This is a genomic window from Variovorax sp. LjRoot130, from assembly GCF_964253755.1.
Classification (GTDB): Bacteria; Pseudomonadota; Gammaproteobacteria; order Burkholderiales; family Burkholderiaceae_C; genus Variovorax.
The window spans coordinates 364,504-385,453 of the sequence record NZ_CAXURM020000001.1 but is presented as its reverse complement, the minus strand read 5'-3'; the positions used below and the strand labels follow the sequence as shown (position 1 = coordinate 385,453).

General features: G+C 67.7%; 21 protein-coding genes. 4 read left to right on the top strand and 17 right to left on the bottom strand.

Features of this window, described 5'->3' with window-relative positions:
- Nucleotides 1-46: 46 nt before the first annotated feature.
- The 5 genes from ACSQ86_RS01980 to ACSQ86_RS01960 all read right to left on the bottom strand — a co-directional run bounded on the left by ACSQ86_RS01980 (nucleotide 47) and on the right by ACSQ86_RS01960 (nucleotide 5,950).
- Nucleotides 47-1,198 carry an ABC transporter substrate-binding protein gene (locus tag ACSQ86_RS01980; protein ID WP_436308408.1) on the bottom strand — a complete coding sequence of 384 codons (1,152 nt, stop codon included), beginning with the start codon at nucleotides 1,196-1,198 and terminating at the stop codon, nucleotides 47-49.
- A 123-nt stretch (nucleotides 1,199-1,321) separates the two neighbouring features.
- On the bottom strand, nucleotides 1,322-3,295 hold the full coding sequence (mrdA, locus tag ACSQ86_RS01975; protein WP_436302499.1) for a penicillin-binding protein 2: 1,974 nt from the start codon (nucleotides 3,293-3,295) through the stop codon (nucleotides 1,322-1,324).
- A gap of 56 nt (nucleotides 3,296-3,351) precedes the next feature.
- Nucleotides 3,352-3,873 (bottom strand): rod shape-determining protein MreD, encoded by a 522-nt coding sequence (gene mreD, locus ACSQ86_RS01970; RefSeq protein ID WP_093104235.1) that lies wholly within the window; start codon nucleotides 3,871-3,873, stop codon nucleotides 3,352-3,354.
- On the bottom strand, nucleotides 3,870-4,832 hold the full coding sequence (gene mreC, locus ACSQ86_RS01965) for a rod shape-determining protein MreC (RefSeq protein WP_436308407.1): 963 nt from the start codon (nucleotides 4,830-4,832) through the stop codon (nucleotides 3,870-3,872). The genes mreD and mreC overlap by 4 nt, the downstream gene beginning before the upstream one ends.
- Nucleotides 4,833-4,906: 74 nt before the next feature.
- Nucleotides 4,907-5,950, bottom strand: coding sequence for a rod shape-determining protein (locus tag ACSQ86_RS01960; RefSeq protein WP_028249609.1), 1,044 nt, complete (start codon nucleotides 5,948-5,950; stop codon nucleotides 4,907-4,909).
- Nucleotides 5,951-6,154: 204 nt separating this feature from the next.
- On the opposite strand from ACSQ86_RS01960, the gene gatC reads away from it, so the two are divergent.
- The 3 genes from gatC to gatB are packed head-to-tail and all read left to right on the top strand — an operon-like array spanning nucleotide 6,155 to nucleotide 9,421.
- A complete protein-coding gene (gatC, locus tag ACSQ86_RS01955) occupies nucleotides 6,155-6,454 on the top strand; it encodes an Asp-tRNA(Asn)/Glu-tRNA(Gln) amidotransferase subunit GatC (protein ID WP_093104238.1) in 300 nt (99 codons plus the stop codon).
- The gene (gatA, locus tag ACSQ86_RS01950) at nucleotides 6,451-7,941 is read left to right on the top strand and encodes an Asp-tRNA(Asn)/Glu-tRNA(Gln) amidotransferase subunit GatA (protein ID WP_436302497.1); all 1,491 of its coding nucleotides are present in this window, start codon (nucleotides 6,451-6,453) and stop codon (nucleotides 7,939-7,941) included. The genes gatC and gatA overlap by 4 nt, the downstream gene beginning before the upstream one ends.
- A gap of 1 nt (nucleotide 7,942) precedes the next feature.
- Complete coding sequence (gene gatB, locus ACSQ86_RS01945; RefSeq protein ID WP_436308406.1) at nucleotides 7,943-9,421, top strand: Asp-tRNA(Asn)/Glu-tRNA(Gln) amidotransferase subunit GatB; 1,479 nt, start codon at nucleotides 7,943-7,945, stop codon at nucleotides 9,419-9,421.
- Nucleotides 9,422-9,468: 47 nt separating this feature from the next.
- Here the strand turns inward: gatB and ACSQ86_RS01940 are convergent, their stop codons facing one another.
- From ACSQ86_RS01940 to pyrE, 4 genes are all read right to left on the bottom strand, one after another.
- A complete protein-coding gene (locus ACSQ86_RS01940; RefSeq protein ID WP_093104243.1) occupies nucleotides 9,469-9,669 on the bottom strand; it encodes a hypothetical protein in 201 nt (66 codons plus the stop codon).
- Nucleotides 9,645-10,265 carry a shikimate kinase gene (locus ACSQ86_RS01935; protein WP_436308405.1) on the bottom strand — a complete coding sequence of 207 codons (621 nt, stop codon included), beginning with the start codon at nucleotides 10,263-10,265 and terminating at the stop codon, nucleotides 9,645-9,647. Before ACSQ86_RS01935 ends, ACSQ86_RS01940 begins: the two co-directional genes overlap by 25 nt.
- 62 nt (nucleotides 10,266-10,327) lie before the next feature.
- Nucleotides 10,328-10,990: a DUF4124 domain-containing protein gene (locus ACSQ86_RS01930; RefSeq protein WP_436292385.1), complete on the bottom strand. Its 663-nt coding sequence runs from the start codon at nucleotides 10,988-10,990 to the stop codon at nucleotides 10,328-10,330.
- A 23-nt stretch (nucleotides 10,991-11,013) separates the two neighbouring features.
- Nucleotides 11,014-11,706 (bottom strand): orotate phosphoribosyltransferase, encoded by a 693-nt coding sequence (gene pyrE / locus ACSQ86_RS01925; protein ID WP_093104248.1) that lies wholly within the window; start codon nucleotides 11,704-11,706, stop codon nucleotides 11,014-11,016.
- A 13-nt stretch (nucleotides 11,707-11,719) separates the two neighbouring features.
- On the opposite strand from pyrE, the gene ACSQ86_RS01920 reads away from it, so the two are divergent.
- Entirely contained in the window at nucleotides 11,720-12,523 is an 804-nt protein-coding gene (locus ACSQ86_RS01920) for an exodeoxyribonuclease III (RefSeq protein WP_436308404.1), read from the top strand.
- Between the two features lie 113 nt (nucleotides 12,524-12,636).
- On the opposite strand, the gene ACSQ86_RS01915 is transcribed toward ACSQ86_RS01920, so the two are convergent.
- From ACSQ86_RS01915 to ACSQ86_RS01880, 8 genes are all read right to left on the bottom strand, one after another.
- On the bottom strand, nucleotides 12,637-13,371 hold the full coding sequence (locus ACSQ86_RS01915) for a GntR family transcriptional regulator (protein ID WP_093104251.1): 735 nt from the start codon (nucleotides 13,369-13,371) through the stop codon (nucleotides 12,637-12,639).
- Between the two features lie 9 nt (nucleotides 13,372-13,380).
- Nucleotides 13,381-14,046, bottom strand: a complete 666-nt coding sequence (locus ACSQ86_RS01910; RefSeq protein ID WP_436308403.1) for a cysteine hydrolase family protein — start codon at nucleotides 14,044-14,046, stop codon at nucleotides 13,381-13,383.
- Between the two features lie 345 nt (nucleotides 14,047-14,391).
- Nucleotides 14,392-15,990: an ABC transporter ATP-binding protein gene (locus tag ACSQ86_RS01905; protein ID WP_436302493.1), complete on the bottom strand. Its 1,599-nt coding sequence runs from the start codon at nucleotides 15,988-15,990 to the stop codon at nucleotides 14,392-14,394.
- An 8-nt stretch (nucleotides 15,991-15,998) separates the two neighbouring features.
- The gene (gene biuH / locus ACSQ86_RS01900; RefSeq protein ID WP_436302492.1) at nucleotides 15,999-16,697 is read right to left on the bottom strand and encodes a biuret amidohydrolase; all 699 of its coding nucleotides are present in this window, start codon (nucleotides 16,695-16,697) and stop codon (nucleotides 15,999-16,001) included.
- A complete protein-coding gene (locus ACSQ86_RS01895) occupies nucleotides 16,694-17,698 on the bottom strand; it encodes a formamidase (protein ID WP_093104257.1) in 1,005 nt (334 codons plus the stop codon). The genes biuH and ACSQ86_RS01895 overlap by 4 nt, the downstream gene beginning before the upstream one ends.
- A 15-nt stretch (nucleotides 17,699-17,713) precedes the next feature.
- Nucleotides 17,714-18,634 carry an ABC transporter permease gene (locus ACSQ86_RS01890; RefSeq protein WP_436308402.1) on the bottom strand — a complete coding sequence of 307 codons (921 nt, stop codon included), beginning with the start codon at nucleotides 18,632-18,634 and terminating at the stop codon, nucleotides 17,714-17,716.
- Nucleotides 18,631-19,710: an ABC transporter permease gene (locus tag ACSQ86_RS01885; RefSeq protein ID WP_436306237.1), complete on the bottom strand. Its 1,080-nt coding sequence runs from the start codon at nucleotides 19,708-19,710 to the stop codon at nucleotides 18,631-18,633. Before ACSQ86_RS01885 ends, ACSQ86_RS01890 begins: the two co-directional genes overlap by 4 nt.
- 114 nt (nucleotides 19,711-19,824) lie before the next feature.
- Nucleotides 19,825-20,940 (bottom strand): BMP family ABC transporter substrate-binding protein, encoded by a 1,116-nt coding sequence (locus ACSQ86_RS01880; RefSeq protein ID WP_436302490.1) that lies wholly within the window; start codon nucleotides 20,938-20,940, stop codon nucleotides 19,825-19,827.
- Nucleotides 20,941-20,950: the final 10 nt, after the last annotated feature.

The window sequence follows — 20,950 nt, the reverse complement described above, 5'->3', positions numbered from 1 at the left end:
TTTTGAACAAGGCGCCGCTGGTCGGCGCCTTTTCTTTGGGCGCTCGTCACTGGACCAGCTTGCCGCCGGCGCCGAACATCGCGAAATCCACGTAGCGCGATGCGGTCTGGCCTCTTGCACTGAAGTCGAGCGTGTAGCCGCCGACGTCGATCGCCTTCGCTGAGGCCAGCGCGGCGCCCACACCGGCCGCGTTGAGGGTGCTGGCGCTCTCCATCACCTTGACCAGCGCCTTGGCGGCGATGAAGCCTTCCATCGAGCGCGCCGAAATGTCCGGATCCTTCGATGCCTGGTGCAGCTGCAGGTACTCGCGCACCACGGCACGGTCGCCCTGCTGCGGCAGAACGACCGAGAAGGCGTAGCCGCGCGCACGCTGCGGCCCGAGCGCCTTGAGCAGCGCGTCGGTGTCGATGATCGACATGCCGTAGAGCATGCTGCCGGCACCGCCGGCGGCCGCATATTGCTTGACGAACTCGATCCCTGCGGCCGTGGTCGCGCCTAGAAAGACGACCTGCACCTTGGCCTTGGCGATCTCGGCCACGGCCTTCTCCACGGCCACCGTGTTGCGCGGGTAGCCGGCGCGCACCACGAGCTGGATGCCGTGGGCCTTGGCAGCCGCTTCGGCGCCGGCAAGCACATCCTGACCCAAGCCGTCGTCCTGGTAGAGCAGACCCACGCGTTGCACGCCGACGGTGGCCAGCTGGCTGAACAGCCGCGCGACCTCGTCGTGGTAGCTGGCCTTGACCACATAAATGCCCGGCGCCTGCGCCACGCTGCTCGCGCCCGAGACGGCGCCGATCATCGCGACCCCCTTTTGCGCCAGCACGCCGTCCTTGGCGATGGCCTCGAGGTTGGTCGTGCCCACCGTTCCCATCAAGGCCACCGGCGATTCGGCCGCGATGATCTCCCGGGTCAGGCGCACGCTTTCCTCCGCTTTTTGCGCGTCGTCGCGCGTCACGAGCTTGATCGGCCGGCCACGCACCCCGCCCTTGGCGTTGACGGCGTCGAAATACAGCTTGGCGCCGGCATGGATGGCTCGGCCGGTGACCGCCTGCGGACCGGTGAATGGCGCAACCTGGCCGACGACGATGGGCTCACCAGGGGCAGCAGCACTCCAGTGAGCGCTCGCCAACAAAAGTACAGCCGTGCAGGCATTGCGCCAACGCGCGAAACGGCGCCCGCCCTGATTCCCGATGCTCATGAGACCTTTCCGGCGTAGCCGCCGATACCGTTTAGTAACGATTGTTTACAAAGGCCTAGAGCGTACAGGAGGGGCGAATCACCCTCGAAAACCTAGGGTTAACCCGCAAATCGATCGAGACCGTCAGGGCGCCGTCGCGGCAGCCGGACCGGAGACGATGGGCCAGGCCATCTCGCTCGCCACGCGCGGCTTGCCCATCGGTGGGCCGGCCTTGCCGGCCTGCACCGCGACCAGGTCCTGCTCGTTGGGATACTGGTCGGCCAGCCAGTAGTCGAACACGCGGCGCACGATCGGGGCCGCTGCCGCCGCACCGAAGCCGGCGTTCTCGACGATGATCGCGACCGCGATCCTGGGCGCCTCCGCCGGCGCGTAGGCCGCGAACAGCGAGTGGTCACGCTGGTGCTCCTCGAGCGCCTTGGCGTTGTACTTCACGTTCTGGCCCATGCTCACGGCCTGCGCCGTGCCGGTCTTGCCGGCCGAGCTGTAGGGCGCCCCGGCGAACACGCGCGTACCGGTGCCGCCCTTGTTCACCGCGACCAGCGCGTTGCGCACGATCTCCACGTTCTTCGGCGCGTAGCCCAGGTCCACGCCCGGCGGCTGCGGCATCGGGACGGTCTCGCCGCTCACCGTGTTCTTGATGCCGAGCACCAGGTGCGGCTGGTGCTTGATGCCGCCGTTGGCCAGCGTGGCTTCGGCCGCCGCGAGCTGCAGCATCGTGAAGTTGTTGTAGCCCTGGCCGATGCCGAGCGAGACGGTTTCGCCGGGGTACCACTTCTTCATCTCGGGACGCTTGTAGGCGTCGCGCTTCCAGGTCGTGCTGGGCAAGAGGCCGCGCACTTCGCCCTGGACGTCGATGCCGGTGATCTGGCCGAAGCCCAGCGGCTTCATGAAATCGTGGATGGCGTCCACGCCCATGTCGACCGCGAGCGAATAGAAGTAGGTGTTGCTCGAGAACTGGATGGCGCGGTGCATGTCCATCCCGCCCAGGCCGCCCTCGTGGCTCTTGAAGGTGTGGCCGCCGAAGGTGTAGAAGCCCGGGTCGTTGATCACCACGCTCGGCGCGCGCTTGCCGAGCTGCAGCGCGGCCATCGCCATGAAGGGCTTGTAGGTCGAGCCCGGCGGGTAGGTGCCGCGCAGCGCGCGGTTCAGAAGCGGCTTGTCCAGCGACTCGTTGAGCGCCTGCCAGCTTTCGTTGTCGATGCCCTCGACGAACAGGTTCGGATCGAAGGTGGGCTTGCTCACGAAGGCCAGCACCTCGCCGCTGTTGGGATCGATCGCCACCAGCGCGCCGCGGCGCTCGCCGAACATGTCTTCCACCAGCTTCTGCAGCTTGATATCCAGCGAGAGCTTCACCGTGTTGCCGGGCGTCGCCGGGTGGCTCGAGAGCCGGCGCACCGCGCGGCCGCCGGCCGAGGTTTCCATCTGCTCGACGCCGGTGTGGCCGTGCAGCGTCTTCTCGTAGCTCTGCTCGATGCCCAGCTTGCCGATGTAGTCGGTGCCCTTGTAGTTGGCCTGGTCTTCCTCGCTCCAGTCCTCCATCGCGGTCTTCTCGCGCTGGTTGATGCGGCCGATGTAGCCCAGCACATGGGAGGCGAGTTCGCCGTTGGGGTAGTTGCGGAACAGCCGGGCCTTGATTTCGACACCCGGGAAGCGGTAGCGCTGCGCCGCGAAGCGCGCGACCTCCTCGTCGCTCAGGCGCGTGCGGATCGGGATCGAATCGAAGCTGCGCGAGTCCTCGCGCAGGCGCTTGAAGCGGCGGCGGTCGCGCTGCGAGACTTCCACCACCTCGCCGAGGCTGTCGATGGTGCCTTCCAGGCTGCCGACCTTCGAGGGCGTGATCTCGAGGGTGTAGGCCGAGTAGTTGGAGGCCAGCACAATGCCGTTGCGGTCGAGGATCAGGCCGCGGTTCGGCACCACCGGCACGACGGCCGTGCGGTTGCTCTCGGCCTGCTCCGCGAGATCGTCGTGGCGCACCACCTGCAGGAAGAACAGGCGCGTGCACAGGAGGCTGAAGGCGGTGAGCACCACGAGGCCGATCACGATCACCCGGCGCTTGAAGCGCGCGAGGTCGGCGGCGACGTTGCGGAGTTCGGTCATGGCGCGCGCGAGCCTACGCTCGCCGGAGCTGCAGGACAAGCCGGATCAGCATGTCTTCACAGGGGGCGGTTGGCATCGGGCTCGGGCGTGCGGCGCTGCGGCGCAAGGAGCGCCAGGCTCACCAGCGGCCACAGGGCGGTCTCGATAGCCGGCGAGATCAGGATCGTCCAGCCCGGGAAGATGCCGCCGCCGATCATCCGGATCGCGACTTCGATCAGGTGCGAGAGCGCGAACAGCGGCAGCACCTGCAAGGCCTGCGAGACCACCGGGTACCAGAGCAGGCGCCGGTGGATCATGATCGCGAAGAAACCGAGCGTGGTGTAGGACAGCGCATGCTGGCCCAGCATGGCCGTCTGATGCACGTCCATCAGGAGACCGAACATGAAGGCCGCGCCGATGCCGATGCGCGCGGGCTGGTGCACGCTCCAGAACACGATCACCAGCGCCAGCAGGTCGGGCGTCCAGGCGGCGCGACCGATCGGAATCATGTTGACGAGCAGGGCCGCAATGAGGCTCGCCCACATGAAGAGGGGACTGACGGGCAGCAGGAGTTGCTGCTGGCCGGGACGCATGATCATCGGGTTCGGCCCTCCTTCTTGTCAGGCTTGGCGGCGGACTTGTCGCCCTTCTTCTTGCCCGCCGCGGCATCCGCCGGTGCGGCCGGCACCGGCTTCGGCGCCTGCACGCCCGTGGGCGCCAGCACCAGCACGTAGCGCGCGGCCGTCACATGGGCCAGCGGCACGCAGTGGATGCGCGCGAAAGCGGTGTCGGCGCGGCGCTCGATGCGGTCGATCTTGGCGACCGGCAGGCCCGGCGGGTAGACGCCGTCGACGCCGCTGGTGGTGAGCAGGTCGCCTTCCTGCAGGTCGGCATTGGCCGCCATGAAGCGCAGTTCGAGCCCGCCGCCGTGGGCGCTGGCATCGCCGAAGGCCACGCTGCGCGCGCCGGTGCGCACGTTCTGCACGGGAATCGACAGGTCGCGGTCGATCACCAGCGTGATCTCGCTGCTGAAAGGCTGGACCTGCGTGACCTGCCCGACCACGCCGTGCTCGTCGATCACCGGCGAGCCGGCCGCGATGCCGTTGGTGAGCCCCTGATCGATGACCAGCTTGCGGGTGTAGGGATCGGCGGCGTCGTAGAGCACCTCGGCCGCGCGGCCCGGCGTCTGCGTGGCCTGGCGCAGTTCGAGCAGGGAGCGCAGCCGCGCGTTCTCCTGCGCCAGGGTGTCGGCCTGGCTCGCGCGTTCGGACTGCAGCGCGAGCGCCTTGCGGGCCTGCGCCTCCTTGCTTTGCGCGGTCTGCAGGTCTTCCAGGTAGCGGCCGCCGCCCATCGCGAGCTGCACCGGCTTGAGCGCCAGCCACTGGATGGGATAGAGCACCGCGCCGATGCCCGCGCGCAGCGGCTGCACGATGTTGAAGCGCGCGTCGGCCACCATCAGGAACAGCGCGAGCGCGCTGAAGAAGATCAGCTTGCTGAGCGCCGAAGGCCCCTGGTTGAACAGGGGTGGCGCGGTGCGATCCAGCGTGCCCAGGGGCATGGTGTGAGCTGCGCGTTAGATGGAAAAAAGCCGGCCGATGCTGACACGGGCCGGCCAAATGTGCAAAGTGTGCATCACTCGCTGGTGAAGATGCTTCCCAACCTGTCCATGCGCTCCAGGGCGATGCCGCAGCCGCGCACCACGCAGGTCAGAGGGTCTTCGGCCACCAGCACCGGCAGGCCGGTTTCCTCGGCCAGCAGGCGGTCGAGGTCGCGCAGCAGCGCGCCGCCGCCGGTCAGCATCATGCCGCGCTCGGCGATGTCGGCGCCCAGCTCGGGCGGGGTCTGCTCCAGCGCGTTCTTGACCGCCGAAACGATGTTGTTGAGCGGATCGGTCAGCGCCTCCAGCACTTCGTTGCTGCTGATGGTGAAGCTGCGCGGCACGCCTTCGCTGAGGTTGCGGCCCTTGACTTCCATTTCCTTGACTTCGGAACCGGGGAAGGCCGAGCCGATGCTCTTCTTGATGACTTCGGCCGTCGGCTCGCCGATCAGCATGCCGTAGTTGCGCCGGATGTAGTTGATGATGGCCTCGTCGAAGCGGTCGCCGCCGACGCGCACGCTGCCCTTGTAGACCATGCCGCCGAGCGAGATCACGCCGACCTCGGTGGTACCGCCGCCGATGTCGACCACCATCGAGCCGCTGGCTTCGGACACCGGCAGCCCGGCGCCGATCGCGGCGGCCATGGGTTCCTCGATCAGGTAGACCGAGGTGGCGCCGGCGGCTTCGGCGGCGTCCTTGATGGCGCGGCGCTCGACCTGGGTCGAGCCGCAGGGCACGCAGATGATGATGCGCGGGCTGGGCGTGAGCAGCGAGCGCGGGTGCACCATCTTGATGAACTGCTTGATCATCTGCTCGGTGATCACGAAGTCGGCGATCACGCCGTCCTTCATCGGGCGGATGGCCTCGATGTTGCCGGGCACCTTGCCGAGCATGGCCTTGGCTTCGCGGCCCACGGCCTGGATCACCTTCTTGCCGTGCGGGCCGCCTTCGTGGCGGATGGCCACGACCGAGGGCTCATCGAGCACGATGCCCTTGTTGCGCGCAAAGATCAGGGTGTTCGCGGTGCCGAGGTCGATCGCGAGGTCGGTAGAAAAGTACCGACGAAAAGCTCCAAACATTGTGGAATCCTCTGGAGCACGGCATGCGCGTCGGCATGTCGTCGCCCTCTTGCTGGGTCGTTTTTTGACGGGGTGGTTGGATCGTTTTTGCAGCAAATGCCGTCGCGTTCGCGGGGGTTGCGGCAAAGGCGGGATAATACCCGAATCCCCTCTGTATCCCAGCGCTGGCGCACCCTTCCGACGTGTGGCGGCCTTCTTTTTTCGATGTCACTCACTTCCTCCGATATTGCGCGCATCGCATCGCTCGCCAGGCTGGAGCTTGCCCCCGACGAGAGCGAGCGCATGCTGGGCCAGATCAATGGCTTCTTCGAACTGGTGGAGCGGATGCGCGCGGTCGACACCGCCGGCCTGGAGCCGCTGGCCCACCCCGTGGCCGCCTTCGAGGATGTGACGCTCCGGCTGGCCGAGGACGTGGCGAGCGAACCGAACCGGCGCGAGGCCAACCAGCGCAGCGCGCCGGCGGTCGAGAACGGCCTGTTCCTGGTGCCGAAGGTGATCGAATGAGCGCCGCCGACCTGCACCAGATGGGGGTGGCCGAATTGGCCGCGGCCCTGCGCGAGCGCAAGGTGTCGGCGGTCGAGGCCGCCGAACACCACTTGGCGCGCATCAAGCAGCACCAGGATCTTGGCAGCTTCGTCGCCCTCGACGAGGACGTGACGCTGGCCCAGGCCCGCGCCGCCGACGCCCTACTCGCCGCCGGCAAGGCCCCGGCCCTGGCCGGCGTGCCGATCGCGCACAAGGACATCTTCGTCACCGCCGATTTCCCGACCACCGCGGGCTCGCGCATCCTGGCCGGCTACCGCTCGCCCTTCGATGCCACCGTGGTGCGCAAGCTGGCCGAAGCCGGCGCCGTCACGCTCGGCAAGCTGAGCTGCGACGAATTCGCGATGGGTTCGGCCAACGAGAACGTCGCGGTGCCGGCCGTCGGCTTCGACCGCGCGGTGCCTGTGCGCAACCCGTGGGACATGACGCGCATTCCCGGCGGCTCCTCGGGCGGCAGCGCTGCCGCGGTAGCCGCGCGCCTGGCGCCGGCCGCGACCGGCACCGACACCGGCGGCTCAATCCGCCAGCCGGCCTCCTTCTGCGGCGTGACCGGCATCAAGCCGACCTACGGCCGCGCCTCGCGCTACGGCATGGTCGCCTTCGCCTCCAGCCTCGACCAGGCCGGGCCGCTGGCGCGCTCGGCCGAAGACTGCGCGCTGCTGCTGTCGGCCCTGTGCGGACCCGACCCCGAGCGCGATTCGACCTCGCTGGACAAGCCAGCCGAGGATTTTTCGCGCACCCTCTCCGATTCGCTCGAAGGCCTGCGCATCGGTGTGCCGAAGGAGTTCCTGGGCGAAGGCGTCGCCCCCGGCGTGCGCGCGGCCATCGACGCCGCGCTGGCGGAATACGAGAAGCTCGGCGCCCGCCGCGTCGAGGTCACGCTGCCGCGCACCGAGCTGTCGATCCCGGTCTACTACATCATTGCGGCGGCCGAAGCGTCCAGCAACCTGAGCCGCTTCGACGGCGTCAAGTTCGGCCATCGCGCCAAGAACTACCGCGATCTGGCCGACATGTACGCCAAGACGCGCGAGGAAGGCTTCGGCGACGAGGTCAAGCGCCGCATCATGATCGGCACCTACGTGCTCTCGCACGGCTACTACGACGCCTACTACCTTCAGGCGCAGAAGGTGCGCCGCATGATCGCCGACGATTTCCAGCAGGCTTTCGCGCAGTGCGATGTGATCGCCGGCCCGGCCGCGCCCACGGTCGCCTGGAAGCTGGGCGAACACGGCGGCGACCCGGTGGCCGACTACCTGGCCGACATCTTCACGCTGCCGGGCTCGCTCGCCGGCCTGCCCGGCATGAGCCTGCCGGTGGGCTTCGACGGCGGCATGCCGGTCGGCCTGCAATTGATCGGCAACTATTTCGGCGAGGCGAAGCTGCTGAACGCGGCGCACCGTTTCCAGCAGGCGACCGACTGGCACCGCCGCACGCCGGAGGGCTTTTGACATGAACTCCTTCGAACAGATGCAGGAAGGCCGCCCGACCGGCCCGCTGGTGCAAGGCTACGAAGTCATCATCGGCTTCGAGACCCATGCCCAGCTCTCGACCGCGAGCAAGATCTTCAGCCGCGCCTCCACCGCCTTCGGCGCCGAGCCCAACACCCAGGCCTCGGCGGTCGACCTCGCGCTGCCCGGCACGCTGCCGGTGATGAACAAGGGCGCGGTCGAGCGCGCCATCAAGCTCGGGCTCGCGCTCGGCTCGCACATCGCACCGCGCAGCGTGTTCGCGCGCAAGAACTATTTCTATCCCGACCTGCCCAAGGGCTACCAGATCAGCCAGTACGAGATTCCGGTCGTGCAGGGCGGATCGGTGTCGTTTTTTCTCGGCGACGAGAAGAAAACCGTGCGCCTGGTGCGCGCCCATCTCGAAGAGGACGCCGGCAAGTCGCTGCACGAGGACTTCGTCGGCCAGTCGGGCATCGATTTGAACCGCGCCGGTACACCTCTGCTGGAGATCGTGACCGAGCCCGACATGCGCTCCACCGCCGAGGCCGTGGCCTATGCGCGCGAGCTGCACAAGATCGTGACCTGGATCGGCATCTGCGACGGCAACATGCAGGAAGGCAGCTTCCGCTGCGATGCCAACGTCTCGGTGCGCCGGCCCGGCCAGCCGCTGGGCACGCGGCGCGAGATCAAGAACCTGAACAGCTTCAAGTTCATGCAGCAGGCGATCGACTACGAGATCCGCTGGCAGATCGGCGAGATCGAGGACGGCCGCGCGATCCAGCAGGCCACGGTGCTGTTCGATCCCGACACCGGCGAGACACGCGCCATGCGCACCAAGGAAGACGCGGCCGATTACCGCTACTTCCCCGACCCGGACCTGCCGCCGCTGGCGATCGCGGCCGAATGGATCGAGCGCGTGCGCGCCGACATGCCGGAGCTGCCGCGCGCGATGGCCGAGCGCTACGTGCGCGAGCACGGCCTGTCGGACTACGACGCCACGCAGCTCACCCAGAGCCCCGCGCTGGCCCGCTACTTCCAGAGCGCGGTGACCGCCGGCGCCAACGCCAAGCTGGCGAGCAACTGGATCACCGGCGAGATCGCGCGCCGCCTCAACCTGCAGGACATCGCGATCGGCGAAGCACCGGTGACGGCCGCGCAGCTCGCGAAGCTGATCGAGCGCATCAGCGACGGCACGGTGTCGAACAACGCCGCGCGCCAGGTCTTCGATGCGCTCTGGACCGGCGAAGGCGATGACGCAGACCGGATCATCGAGGCCAAGGGCCTGAAGCAGATGAGCGACACCGGCGAGCTCGAGAAGATCATCGACGGCGTGCTGGCCACCAACCAGAAGAACATCGACGAATACCGCGCCGGCAAGGACAAGGCTTTCAACGCGCTGGTCGGCCAGGTCATGAAGGCCAGCCAGGGCAAGGCCAATCCGGCGCAGGTCAATGCGCTGTTGAAGGCGAAGCTGGGCTGAACCAGGAAGCCGATGCCGGGCGGGCTCGACGGTCGCCTGCGGCCCCGCTACTCATCGAGGAAGCCTGCTCGGTAGAAGCTCCATGCAGTACCGTCGTGCAGGTAGAAGTGGCCGTCCGTGCAGAAGTCTTTGCCCGGGAAGAACTCCCGGTATGCGCGCGGGACCAGGCGCTCCAGTTGCTCGTCGGACAGTTCTTCGAATTGTTCTGGCGTGATGGGCTGGCCTACTTTGAGTCTGGTGGGTTCCATGATTGTGAATTGCGCTCGAAGTGACTTGAGTGATGGGTGGCGTGCGGCACGATCGGCCTGCGCGCCCACACGAAACGTTCGATTTGCGACGCAGTATGGTCCGGCTCCGCATCACTGCGAAAACGCGTGCATTGCAACGCCATGAATCTTGGAAACCGCGCGCGGATGCGCGACTCTTCATTCGCCCTGTTGCCGGACAAATACGGCCTCGACAGCTGTCTCTTCACGATGATGTCGACACACGTCTCCAAGTCGAACGCTGGTAGCAGAAGCGCGGTCAGCGCGTCGGATTCGATGGAACTGCGAAGCGCCGGGTATCGCGTATCGACATCCGCTGGATACGTCATGAAACCAGATGAAAGCGCACACACAGCGGGTGCTGCGAGGGCGCTCTTCGTCTGGAGGTAGGTAGATACGTTCCGCCTGGCATAGCCCGCGTAGCCGTGTGCCTCGATGCAGGCGGTGATGTCGCCTTCACATGCCATGATGCGCTGGTCGAGGTCGACAAAGTGCCAGCCCAGCCGCCCTGCCAGGGAGATCCCAACGGACGTCTTCCCGGCGCCCCAGGGGCCAACGAGGTGAACAACAGGTATCACTGCTTGTGCGCGGTGACGAAGGTCAATGCGCAGTCATCGTGCCCGCCCGGTTGCGCACCGGCTCAGCGCGCCGTGGTCGCAGGCGCATTGCCCGCCCACAGCGGCTTGAGGCGCCCGCGCTCCTCGTCGAAGCGCGCGTTGACGCGCCTCTTCTCGTCTTCCTGGTCGCCGATGAAGCGGTTCTGTACCGCGACGCTCTTGCCGTTGTCGTCGAGCTTGCGGCGCAGGGAATCCGGCGCCTTGCTGACATCCTTCTTGTAGAACTCCAGCTCGTCGTCGATCTTCTTGCGCTCCTCGGCCAGCTCGCCGAGGCGCTTCTTGGCGGCGTTGATCACTGCATCGATCTGGACCAGCGCCTCGGCGCGTTCGCGGTCGTGCGCGGTGGCGTTGGGATAGCGGATCAGGAGCGCGCGTTCGCGGCGGCGCTCTTCGATCAGACGCGCCGCCTGCAGCTGCGCCTGGCGCTCGCGGTCCTCGCGCTCGGCCAGCTCGCGTGCCGTGTAGGTGGGCTCGATCTTGCGCCGCACGGAGCCGCTCGGGCTCAGTTCGCGTTGTTCGCGATCGCTGCAGTCGGCGATCGGGCGGTCGGAGGTGAGGGTGCGCCCCCGGGCGTCGACGCAGCTGTAGATGCCGGAGCTCGCGGCCGGCGCCGGTTGCGCAGGGACCACGCCGGCCCCCGCCAGCAAGAGGGCCAGAGAAGCGATGCGAGTGAGGATGCGCGCCAACGTCGGTCCTTCAAACAGTGGAATCAACCCGCGCCGTAGCGCGCCCTGTATGCCAGCACTCCCTCCCGGTGGGCGCGCAGCTCGTCGTCCGCGCGGCCCGAGAGGTAATGTAACAAGTCGTCAAGCGTCGCGATCGCCACCACCTGCAGCCCGAGCTGGTTGCGGACATATTGCACGGCGCTGTGCGCCACATCGATGCCGTTCTCGGTCGCCTTCTCCTGCCGGTCCAGCGCGATGGCCACCGCGTGCGGGGTGGCGCCGGCGCTCTGGATGGCGGCGATGGACTCGCGCACCGCAGTGCCGGCCGACATCACGTCGTCGACGATCAGCACCCGGCCCTTGAGCGGCGCGCCGACCAGCGTGCCGCCTTCGCCGTGGTCCTTGGCTTCCTTGCGGTTGTAGGCAAAGGGCACGTTGCGGCCGCGCCGGGCGAGTTCGGCGGCCACCGTGGCGCCGAGCGGGATGCCCTTGTAGGCCGGGCCGAAGATCATGTCGAAGTCCAGGCCGCTCGCGATCAGCCGGTCTGCATAGAATCCAGCGAGCCGCGCGAGCTTGGCGCCGTCGTCGAACAGGCCCGCGTTGAAGAAGTAGGGGCTCATGCGGCCGGCCTTGGTCTTGAACTGGCCGAAGCGCAGCACCCCCGATTCGAGCGCGAACTGCACGAAGGCCTGCGCCAGCGCACCGCCCTCTCCCACCTCTGTCACCTCTTCAGCCATCGGGAACGTCCTTGTGTTCAAACTGACCAGCCTCAACCTCAATGGCCTGCGCTCGGCCGCGACCAAAGGCGTCGCCGACTGGGTTGCCGAACTGGCGCCGGATTGTATTTGCATGCAGGAAATCCGCGTCCAGGCCAGCGATATCGAAGGCCGGTTCGAGGCCATGGCCGGTCTCAAGGGCCACTTCCATTTTGCGGAGAGGAAGGGCTACGCCGGCACTGCGGTTTACACCAAGCACGTGCCCAGCGAGGTCGTGGTGGGCTGGGGCGACAAGGAGTTCGATGCCGAAGGCCGCTACCTCGAACTGCGCTTCGATACGGCCAAGCGCAAGTTCTCGGTCATCAGCTGCTACTTTCCGAGCGGCTCCTCGGGGGAGGAGCGGCAGGCGGCGAAGTACCGTTTTCTCAAGGGCTTCTTCCCGCACCTGATCGCGCTCAAGGCCGAGCGCGAGTTCGTCCTCTGCGGCGACATCAACATCGCGCACAAGGAGATCGACCTCAAGAACTGGCGCGGCAACCAGAAGAACAGCGGCTTCCTGCCCGAGGAGCGCGCCTGGATGACGAAGCTGCTCGACGCCGGCGCGGAGGGCGCCGGCCTGGTCGACGTCTACCGCATGCTCAAGCCCGACACCACCGACGAGGCCTACACCTGGTGGAGCAACCGCGGCCAGGCCTATGCCAAGAACGTGGGCTGGCGGCTGGACTACCACCTGGCGACGCCGAAGACCGCCCAGCTCGCGCGCAGCGAGCAGATCTTCAAGACCATCAAGTTCAGCGACCACGCGCCGATCACGGTGGACTACGAGTTCACTCTGTAAAGGCTCTCCCCCAGGCTTCGCGCACTTCGTGTCGCTACGCCACCCCCCTCGCCGGGGGCGATACCAGCGGCCCGGCGAAGCCGGTTCCGCGGTATCCCTGGAATCAGGCATGCCTATCGGCGTCCGGCGTTCTTTGCCATATAGACCTGGTGCAGCGTAATCTTGCGCGCCTCGGCCTGGCTGGTCTCGATGTGGGCGCGCAGCAGCATCGCGGCCTGGTCGCCGCGGTTGGCGCGGATCGCCTTGAGGATCTTGCCGTGTTCCTCGTAAGTGGCGTCGATGCGCGGCTGCTTGGTGAAGTCGAGCCGGCGAATGATGCGGATGCGGTCGGTCACGTCGCGATGCACGCGCGCCATCTCCGCATTGCCCGCGGCCGCGACCAGCGCACAGTGAAAGGCCTCGTCCCATTGCGCGACCTGCACGCCGTCCGCGCTGCGCTGCGCCACCGGCACCAGCCAGATGTCGGCCAGCGCATCGAGCAGGCTGCGATCCACGCGCCGGTCGGTTTCGCAGAGCCGGTGCGCCGCGGTGGTTTCCAGCACCATGCGCAGGTCGTAGAGCTGTTCGAACTGGTCGAAGTCGAAGGGCAGCACGCGCCAGCCGCTCCTGAACAGCACCTCGACGAAGCCCTCCTGCTGCAGCCTGAAGAGCGCCTGGCGCACCGGCGTGCGCGAGACGCCGAGGCGCTCGCTGATCTCGTTCTCGGTGAAGCGGTCGCCCGGCACCAGGCTGAACTCGGCCACGTCGCGCTTGAGCTGCGCGTAGACCTCGTCGGCGCGGGTGCGGAACGCGGCCGTGCCCTCGGCTGCAGGCTGGGAAGGAAGGGAGCGGGATCGAACGGTGGACACGCAGGGATGTTAGTGGTTGCCGAGCGCACCGAGCAACGCGGTGCTCGGCGCGGTCCAGCCGACGATCGCACCCTGGGCGCGGATCATCTCGATGGCCGCCGTCTTGAAGGCGGGGAAGTAGCTCTCGGTGCAGTCTTCCAGCAGCATGCAGTCGTAGCCGCGGTCGTTGGCCTCGCGCATGCTGGTCTGCACGCAGACTTCGGTGGTGACGCCCATGAAGATCAGTTTGCGGATGCTGCGCTGCTGCAGCATGGACTGCAGGCCGGTGGCATAGAAGGCGCCCTTGCCGGGCTTGTCGATCACGATCTCGCCATCGACGGGTGCGAGCGCATCGATGATCTGGTTACCGGGTTCGCCGGCGACCAGGATGCGGCCCATGGGGCCCGTGTCGCCGATGCGGAGCACCGGGTTGCCGCGGTTGCGCTTGGCCGGCGGGCAGTCGGCGAGGTCGCGGCGGTGGGCTTCGCGCGTGTGAATGACGAGGCCGCCCTTTTTTCGCCATGCATGGAGGACCGACTGTGTCGCAGGGACGATGGCCTGGAGCAGCGAGACATCGTTGCCCAGGGTCTCGCCGAAGCCGCCGGGTTCGACGAAGTCGCGTTGCATGTCGATGATGACGAGGGCTGTCCTGTCCAGCTCGAACTCGTAGGCGAAGGGGTTGGCGTCTATCTGCATGGACTTGGCTTTACTCCCTCCCCCTCCGGGGGAGGGTTGGGGTGGGGGCGCTGGGCCCTTGTTTGAGCGTTGCGCTTGGTTGGGCACCAGAGCCTGAGGCATTCGCTTCGCTCGGCCGCCTGAAGCGAGCACCGCAGGTTGCCCCGGAGCGAAGCGCAGGGGACACGCACAGTGGGGTCGCCTTTTCTTTGCTTACTTTCTTTTGGCGAAGCAAAAGAAAGTGAGTCGCCCGCCGGGGCGAGACCCGGCTCCAGGCCCCAGCAAGGAACAGCGACGGTTCAAAGGCCCAAGGGCCCCCGCCCCAACCCTCCCCCAAAGGGGGAGGGAGCAAGAGCAAGACCGCACTCATGCGTGATGCCCCCCACCCATATGCGCTCCCAACACATGCCGCTCCGCAGAAGCCGCGGAGGTTTCGAACACGATCCGTCCTTCGCTCATCACGACGATCCGGTCTGCCAGTTCCAGCAGCTCGTCGAGGTCTTCGCTGATGAGCAGCACGCCGCCGCCCTTCTGCCGCACCTGCACGATGCGGCCGTGGATCTCCCGCACGGCGGCGAAGTCCAGCCCGAACACGGGATTGGCGGCAATCAGCACGTTGATGTCGCCGGCCAGCTCGCGGGCCAGTACGGCGCGCTGCACATTGCCGCCCGAGAGACTGCGGATCGGCGCGCCCTCGCCCTGGGTCTTCACACCGTACTCGGCAATCCACTCGCGCGCCCGGCTGCGCCAGGCCGGAAAATTCAACACGCCGCCGCGCGCCAGCGGCGGCTGGTCGAAGTCGCGCAGCGCCATGTTCTCCGCCACGCTGAGATCGCCGACGCAGGCGTTGCGCAAGGGCTCCTCGGGCAGGCTGCGCAGCTTCAGGCGCCGGTTCTCCTCGCGCCGTGCGGCGTAGGGCTCGCCCATCACGGTCACGCGGCCTGCGAGCCGCGGGCGCTGGCCGACCAGCGCCTCGACCAGCTCGCGCTGGCCGTTGCCCGAGACGCCGGCCACGCCGAGGATCTCGCCCGCGCGCACGGCGAGGCTCAGGTCGTGCACGGCCAGCGTGCCGCGGTCGCCCTGCGCCTGCAGGCCCTCGACCTGCAAGGCGATGGGCGCGTCCGCCGCCGTCTCCTTCATCGCATGCAGCGCCCGGCCGACCGGCGCTGCGGTGTCGCTCTCGGGCGGCGGAGCCTCGCCTTCGCCCATCATCGCGGCGGCCAGCCGGCGAGGGTCGGTGTCGGCCACGCGGCAGTGATGCACGGCTTTCCCGCGCCGCAGCACCGTCACGCTGTCGGCATAGGCCATCACCTCGCGGAACTTGTGCGTGATGATGAGCACGGTGCACAGGCCGCTCTGCGCGAAATCGCGCACATGGCCCAGCACCTCGTCGGCCTCCTGCGGGGTCAGTACCGAGGTCGGCTCGTCGAGGATCAGGAGGCGCGGCTTCAGGTAGAGCTGCTTCAGGAGCTCCAGCTTCTGCTTCTCGCCGGCCGCGAGCTCGGAGGGCCGCCGGTCGAGGTGGAGGCTGAAGGGCGTGGTGGCCAGAAAGGCCTCGAGCTCGGCGCGCTTGCGTTTCCAGTCGATCAAGGCCGGCGTCTTGCCGCCGGCCAGCAACAGGTTCTCGGCCACCGTCATGCCGGGCGCCAGCGTGAAGTGCTGGTAGACCATGCCGATGCCGAGCGCGCGCGCCACCACCGGGTTGGCGATCTCCTGCTCGCGCCCATCGATCAGGATGCTGCCCTCCTCTGCGCGCTGGTAGCCCGCCACGCACTTGACCAGCGTGCTCTTGCCGGCGCCGTTCTCGCCCAGCAGCGCATGCACCGTGCCGGGCTCGACCCGCATCGTGACGCTGTCCATCGCGGTGAAGCTGCCGAAGCGCTTGGTCAGCTGGTAGGTGTCGAGCGCGAGCGCGCCGGTGGCGGCCGGCAGCGCGCCGATGGGTTGAAGTGAGGCATCGGCCATGTTCTGCCTCACATCGAAGCCAACGCATCGAGCAGCGCGCCCGAATGCGCATGCGCGCCGAACACGCCGCCCTGCATCGTGATCATCTTCAAGGCTGCGAGATGGTTGCCATGGTCAGTCGCGGCCGTGCAGTCCGACAGCAGCAGGCATTCGAAGCCGCGGTCGTTGGCGTCGCGCATCGTCGTGTGCACGCACACGTCGGTCGTGATGCCGGCCAGGATCAGGTTCTCGATGCCGCGCGTGCGCAGCACCAGCTCGAGATCGGTGGCGTAGAAGGAACCCTTGCCGGGCTTGTCGATCACCACCTCGCCCTCGATCGGCGCAAGCGCGGGAATGATCTCCCAGCCCGGCTCGCCGCGCACCAGGATGCGGCCGCAGGGGCCGTCGTCGCCGATGCCCACGCCGCCGGCGCCGATCTGGCGCGAGCGCCAGCGCTTGTTGGCCGGCAGGTCGGCCAGGTCGGGGCGATGGCCTTCCCGCGTGTGGATGATGTGGAAGCCGAGTGGCCGCAGGCGCGCCAGCGTGCGCGCGATCGGCGCGATCGGCGCCTGCACGAGCGACAGGTCGTAGCCCATCACGTCGACGTATCCGCCCTCGCCGCAGAAATCGGTCTGCATGTCGATCACGATCAGCGCGGTGTTGTCGGGCCGCAGTGCGCCGTTGTAGGGCCAGCGATAGGGCTCGGCCGCGACGTAGCGTTCGTTCATAAGGCCTCCGGTCCCTTGTAGCTGCGCTCCGGCGGCTCGAAGCCGAAGCCGCTGCCGTCCTTCACTTTCACCTCATCGCTCCACGGCAGCTTGTAGCGGCCGGCCGCCATGTCCTGCATGTAGGTGTAGGGGCAGTCCTGTGCGCCGCCTTTCACCGCGACGTAGCCGCGGTGGTAGAGCTGGTAGATGTTGTTCTCCACGCCCCAGCCGGTGCGGGCCTCGCGCGCCAGGTCGGGCCGGAGCTCGGCGGTGATGATCTCGTCGGGCCGCCCGCCGCCCTCCACCAGCACGGTGCCGTCGAAGTTGCAGAACATGCCCTCGCCCATCGAGTCGAAGGTGCCGTCGCTGCCGCACATGCAGACGCTCGCGGTGTACGCGAGATTGCAAAAGGCGTTGGCCTGGTTGGTGATGCGCCAGGCATGGCGGATCGGCGCCGTGTAGCCCGCTGTGCGGACGATGATCTCGGCGCCCTTGTACGCGGCCTCGCGCGCCATCTCGGGCAGCATGCCGTCGTGGCAGATGATCAGGGCCAGCTTGCTGCCCTTGGGCCCGTCGCACACCGGCACGCCGATGTTGCCGGGCTCCCAGGGCTCGACCGGCACCCACGGATGCATCTTGCGGTAGTAGAGGCGCAGGGCGCCCTGGTCGTCGATGATCAGGCCGCTGTTGTAGGGATTGCCGCCGGGGTTGGCTTCCATGATCGAGAAGCAGCCCCAGATCCTGTTGTCGATGCAGGCCTTCTTGAAGGCCGCCACCTCGGGCCCGTCGAGCGAACACATGATCTCGGGCGCGGTGTCCATCGAAAGGCCGTGCAGCGCGTATTCCGGGAACACCACCAGGTCCATGGTCCCCTGGTTGCGCCGCGCCTTGGCCACCAGCTCGCAGATGCGCTGCGTCTGCGCCGCGAGATCGGCCTTGGTCTTGACGACCGGCAGCTGCAGCTGCACCAGCCCGAGCACGACGCCGTTCTCCGATTTGTTGAGACCACCCAGACCGCTCATCGCTTGGTTCCTTTCTCAGCGGGTCGACGACAGCTCGCCGGGACTGCCTGCCGCCACGCCGCCCGGCTTGCAGGTCAGCACCAGGATCACCAGCGTCAGCACATAGGGCACCGTGTTGAAGAGGTGGTAGCCCCAGCCCACGCCGATCGATTGCAGCGCCGGCCCGATGGCACCGGCACCGCCGAAGAGCAGCGCCGCGCCGATGCAGCGCAGCGGACTCCAGCGAGCGAAGATGACCAGCGCCACTGCGATCAGCCCCTGCCCGCTCGAGATGCCCTCGTTCCAGCTGCCCGGATAGAAGAGCGTGAGCGAGGCTCCACCGAGCCCGGCGATAAAGCCGCCCGCCGTGGTGGCCGCGATGCGCAGCCCCGCGACCGAATAGCCGAGCGCACGCGTTGCATTGGCCGAGTCGCCCGCCATGCGCACCAGCAAGCCGATGCGCGTGCGCGCAAAAGCCCACCACAGCAGCAGCGCGAGCGCGATGCCGATCGGCACCAGAGCGTTGACCTGCAGCGCCGAGCGCACCACCGGGTTGTCGCTCCAGTCGCCGAGCGGAATCGCCGGCAGCTGCGGCGCCTGCGGCTGGATCAGCGGCTTGCCGAGGTAAAACGCGAGCCCGGTGCCGAACAGCATCAGCGCAATGCCGGTCGCAACGTCGTTGACGCGGTCGAGCGAGCACAAGAGGCCATGCAGCAGCGCCAGCAGCGCACCGGCCGCGGCGCCGATCAGCACGCCGAGCCAGGCCGAGCCGGTGAGCCAGGCGCCGCCGAAGGAGGCCATGGCCGACAGCACGAGCACGCCTTCGAGGCCGAGGTTGATGCGGCCCGATTTCTCGGTCAGGCATTCGCCGAGGCTCACGAAGAGAAAAGGTGCGCCGACGCGCAAGGCGCCGCCGACGATGCCGGCCACAAGTGCGATCCATTGGTCGGCGGTCATACCGGCTCCTTGCGCATCTGCGGCTCGGCGGGACGCGGCATGCGGTTCTTGAGCAGCGTCTTCCAGTCGACCATGCGCAGCCCCTCGCTCGCAAGAATCAGCACGAAGGCGATGCCCTGCAGCACCAGCACCGACGCATCGGGCAGGCCGAGCCGCCGCTGCAGCAGGCTGCCCGCGGCGCCGAAGCCGCCGAACAAGATCGCCACCGGAATCACGGCCACCGGGTTGTGGCGCGCAATGAAGGACACCAGGATGCCGGCATAGCCGTAGCCCGCGATCAGCGAGGCATTGGCGTTGGTGTGAACCGCCGCGACTTCGACCGCGCCGGCCACGCCGGCACAGGCGCCGCCGAGGCCGCAAGCGGCGAGGATCAGCCGGTTCGCGGGCAGCCCGACCAGCTGCGCGGTGCGCGGATTGCCGCCCACCACCCGAACCGCAAAGCCCGAGGCCGTGGCGCGCAGCCACAGCCCCGAGGCCAGGCAGGCCACGATGCCGATCGCGAGCCCCCAATGCACGTCCGAGCCGCCGATGCCGCCGATGGCCAGCCCCTCCGCGAGCGAGCGCGTGGCCGGCTTGTTGAGGCTGGCAGGATCGCGCAGCGCGCCCTCGACCCAATGCTTGAAAAGCCCGATGGCGACATAGGCCAAGAGCAGGCTGCTGATGGTTTCGTTGATGCCGCGGTACTGGCGCAACCAGCCGGCCAGCGCGATCCACAGCGCACCGGCCAGCGCGCCGGCGAGGCACAGGGCTACGGTGCCGATCGCATTGCCCGGCAGCGGCAGCGCATAAGGCAAGGCCGCGCAGGCCAGGCCGCCCAGCACCAGCGCGCCCTCGCCGCCGATCACGACCAGGCCGGCGCGCGCGGGGATCGCGACGCACAGCGCGGTGAGCATCAGCGGCGCGGCGCGCTGCAAGGTGTTCTGCCACGAGAACCAGTCGCCGAAGGCGCCCTTGAAGAGGATGACCCAGACCTCCAGCGGACTCACGCCGGCGAACCAGACGAAAACGCCGAACAGCAGCAGCGCCGCCGCGATGGCGAACGCCGGGAGGGCGGCTTCTTTCAAGGCGTTGGGCATGATCATTGATGCAGGTTGCCGGCCGCCGCCGGGCCGCCCCAGGGCGGCCGGGCCTCCCCCTCGGGGGGTGGAGTTACACGAGCGCAGCGAGTGAAAAGCCGGGGGGCACACATTTCAGCCGATCGAGCCGACCACGCCTTCCACGAGGTAGTTCATCTTCTCGAGCTCGAGGTCGGTCTGCTTGAGCGCCTTGCCGGCGGGAATGACGACCACGCCCTTGTTGTCCTTCAACCCACCCTGGAAGATGTCGAAGCTGCCCGCGATCATCTTGCCCTTGATCTCGTCGGCATTCTTCTTCGCCGCGTCGCTCACCATCGGACCGTAGGTCGAGGTCTTCACGTAGCCCTCCTTCAAGCCGCCGCGCAGGAAGTTGGGATGCGGCTTGCCGGCCTGCGCCGCTTCGATGATGGTCTTGTAGGCCGTGAGCCAGTTCCACTCGGCGCCGGTGAGGTAGGCGTTGGGCGCCAGCTTGGCCTGGCTCGCGTGGTAGCCGCAGACCATCTTGCCGCGCTTGGCCGCGGTCTCGACCACCACCTTGGGGCCGTCGACGTGCATCGTGAAGACATCGCAGCCCTGGTCGGCCAGGCTGTTGGTGGCCTCGGCTTCCTTGACGGCCATCGACCAGTCGCCGGTGAAGATCACGCTGCAGGTGATGCCGGGCTTGACCGAGCGCGCGCCCATGGTGAAGGCATTGATGTTGCGCAGCACCTGCGGAATGGGCTTGGCCGCGACGAAGGCGATCTTGTTGCTCTTGGTCATGTGGCCGGCGATCACGCCGTTCAAGTACTGGCACTCGTCGATGTAGCCGAAGAAGCTGCCGGCGTTCTTCGGATGCTTGCCTTCGGACCAGAGGCCGCCGCAGTGCGAGAAGCGCACGTCGGGGTTCTTCGGTGCCACGGCCAGGATGTGCGGATCGAAGTAGCCGAAGGAGGTGGGGAACAGCAGCTTGGCGCCGTCCTGCGCGATCATGCCGGTCATGGTCTTCTGCACGGCCGCGGTCTCGGGCACGTTCTCTTCTTCCACCAGCTTGATGCCGGGCATCTTCTTGAGCTCGGCCGCGGCCTGCGCATGCGCCTGGTTGTAGCCGTAGTCGTCGCGCGGGCCGACGTAGATCACGCCCACGGTCAGCGGCTTCTGCGCGCTCGCCAGCGCGTTCCAGCCGCCGAGCGTGGTGGCGGAGGCAAGTGCGGCGAGGGACTTGAGGGAATCGCGGCGGTTGAACTGGCTCATGGTTGCTCCT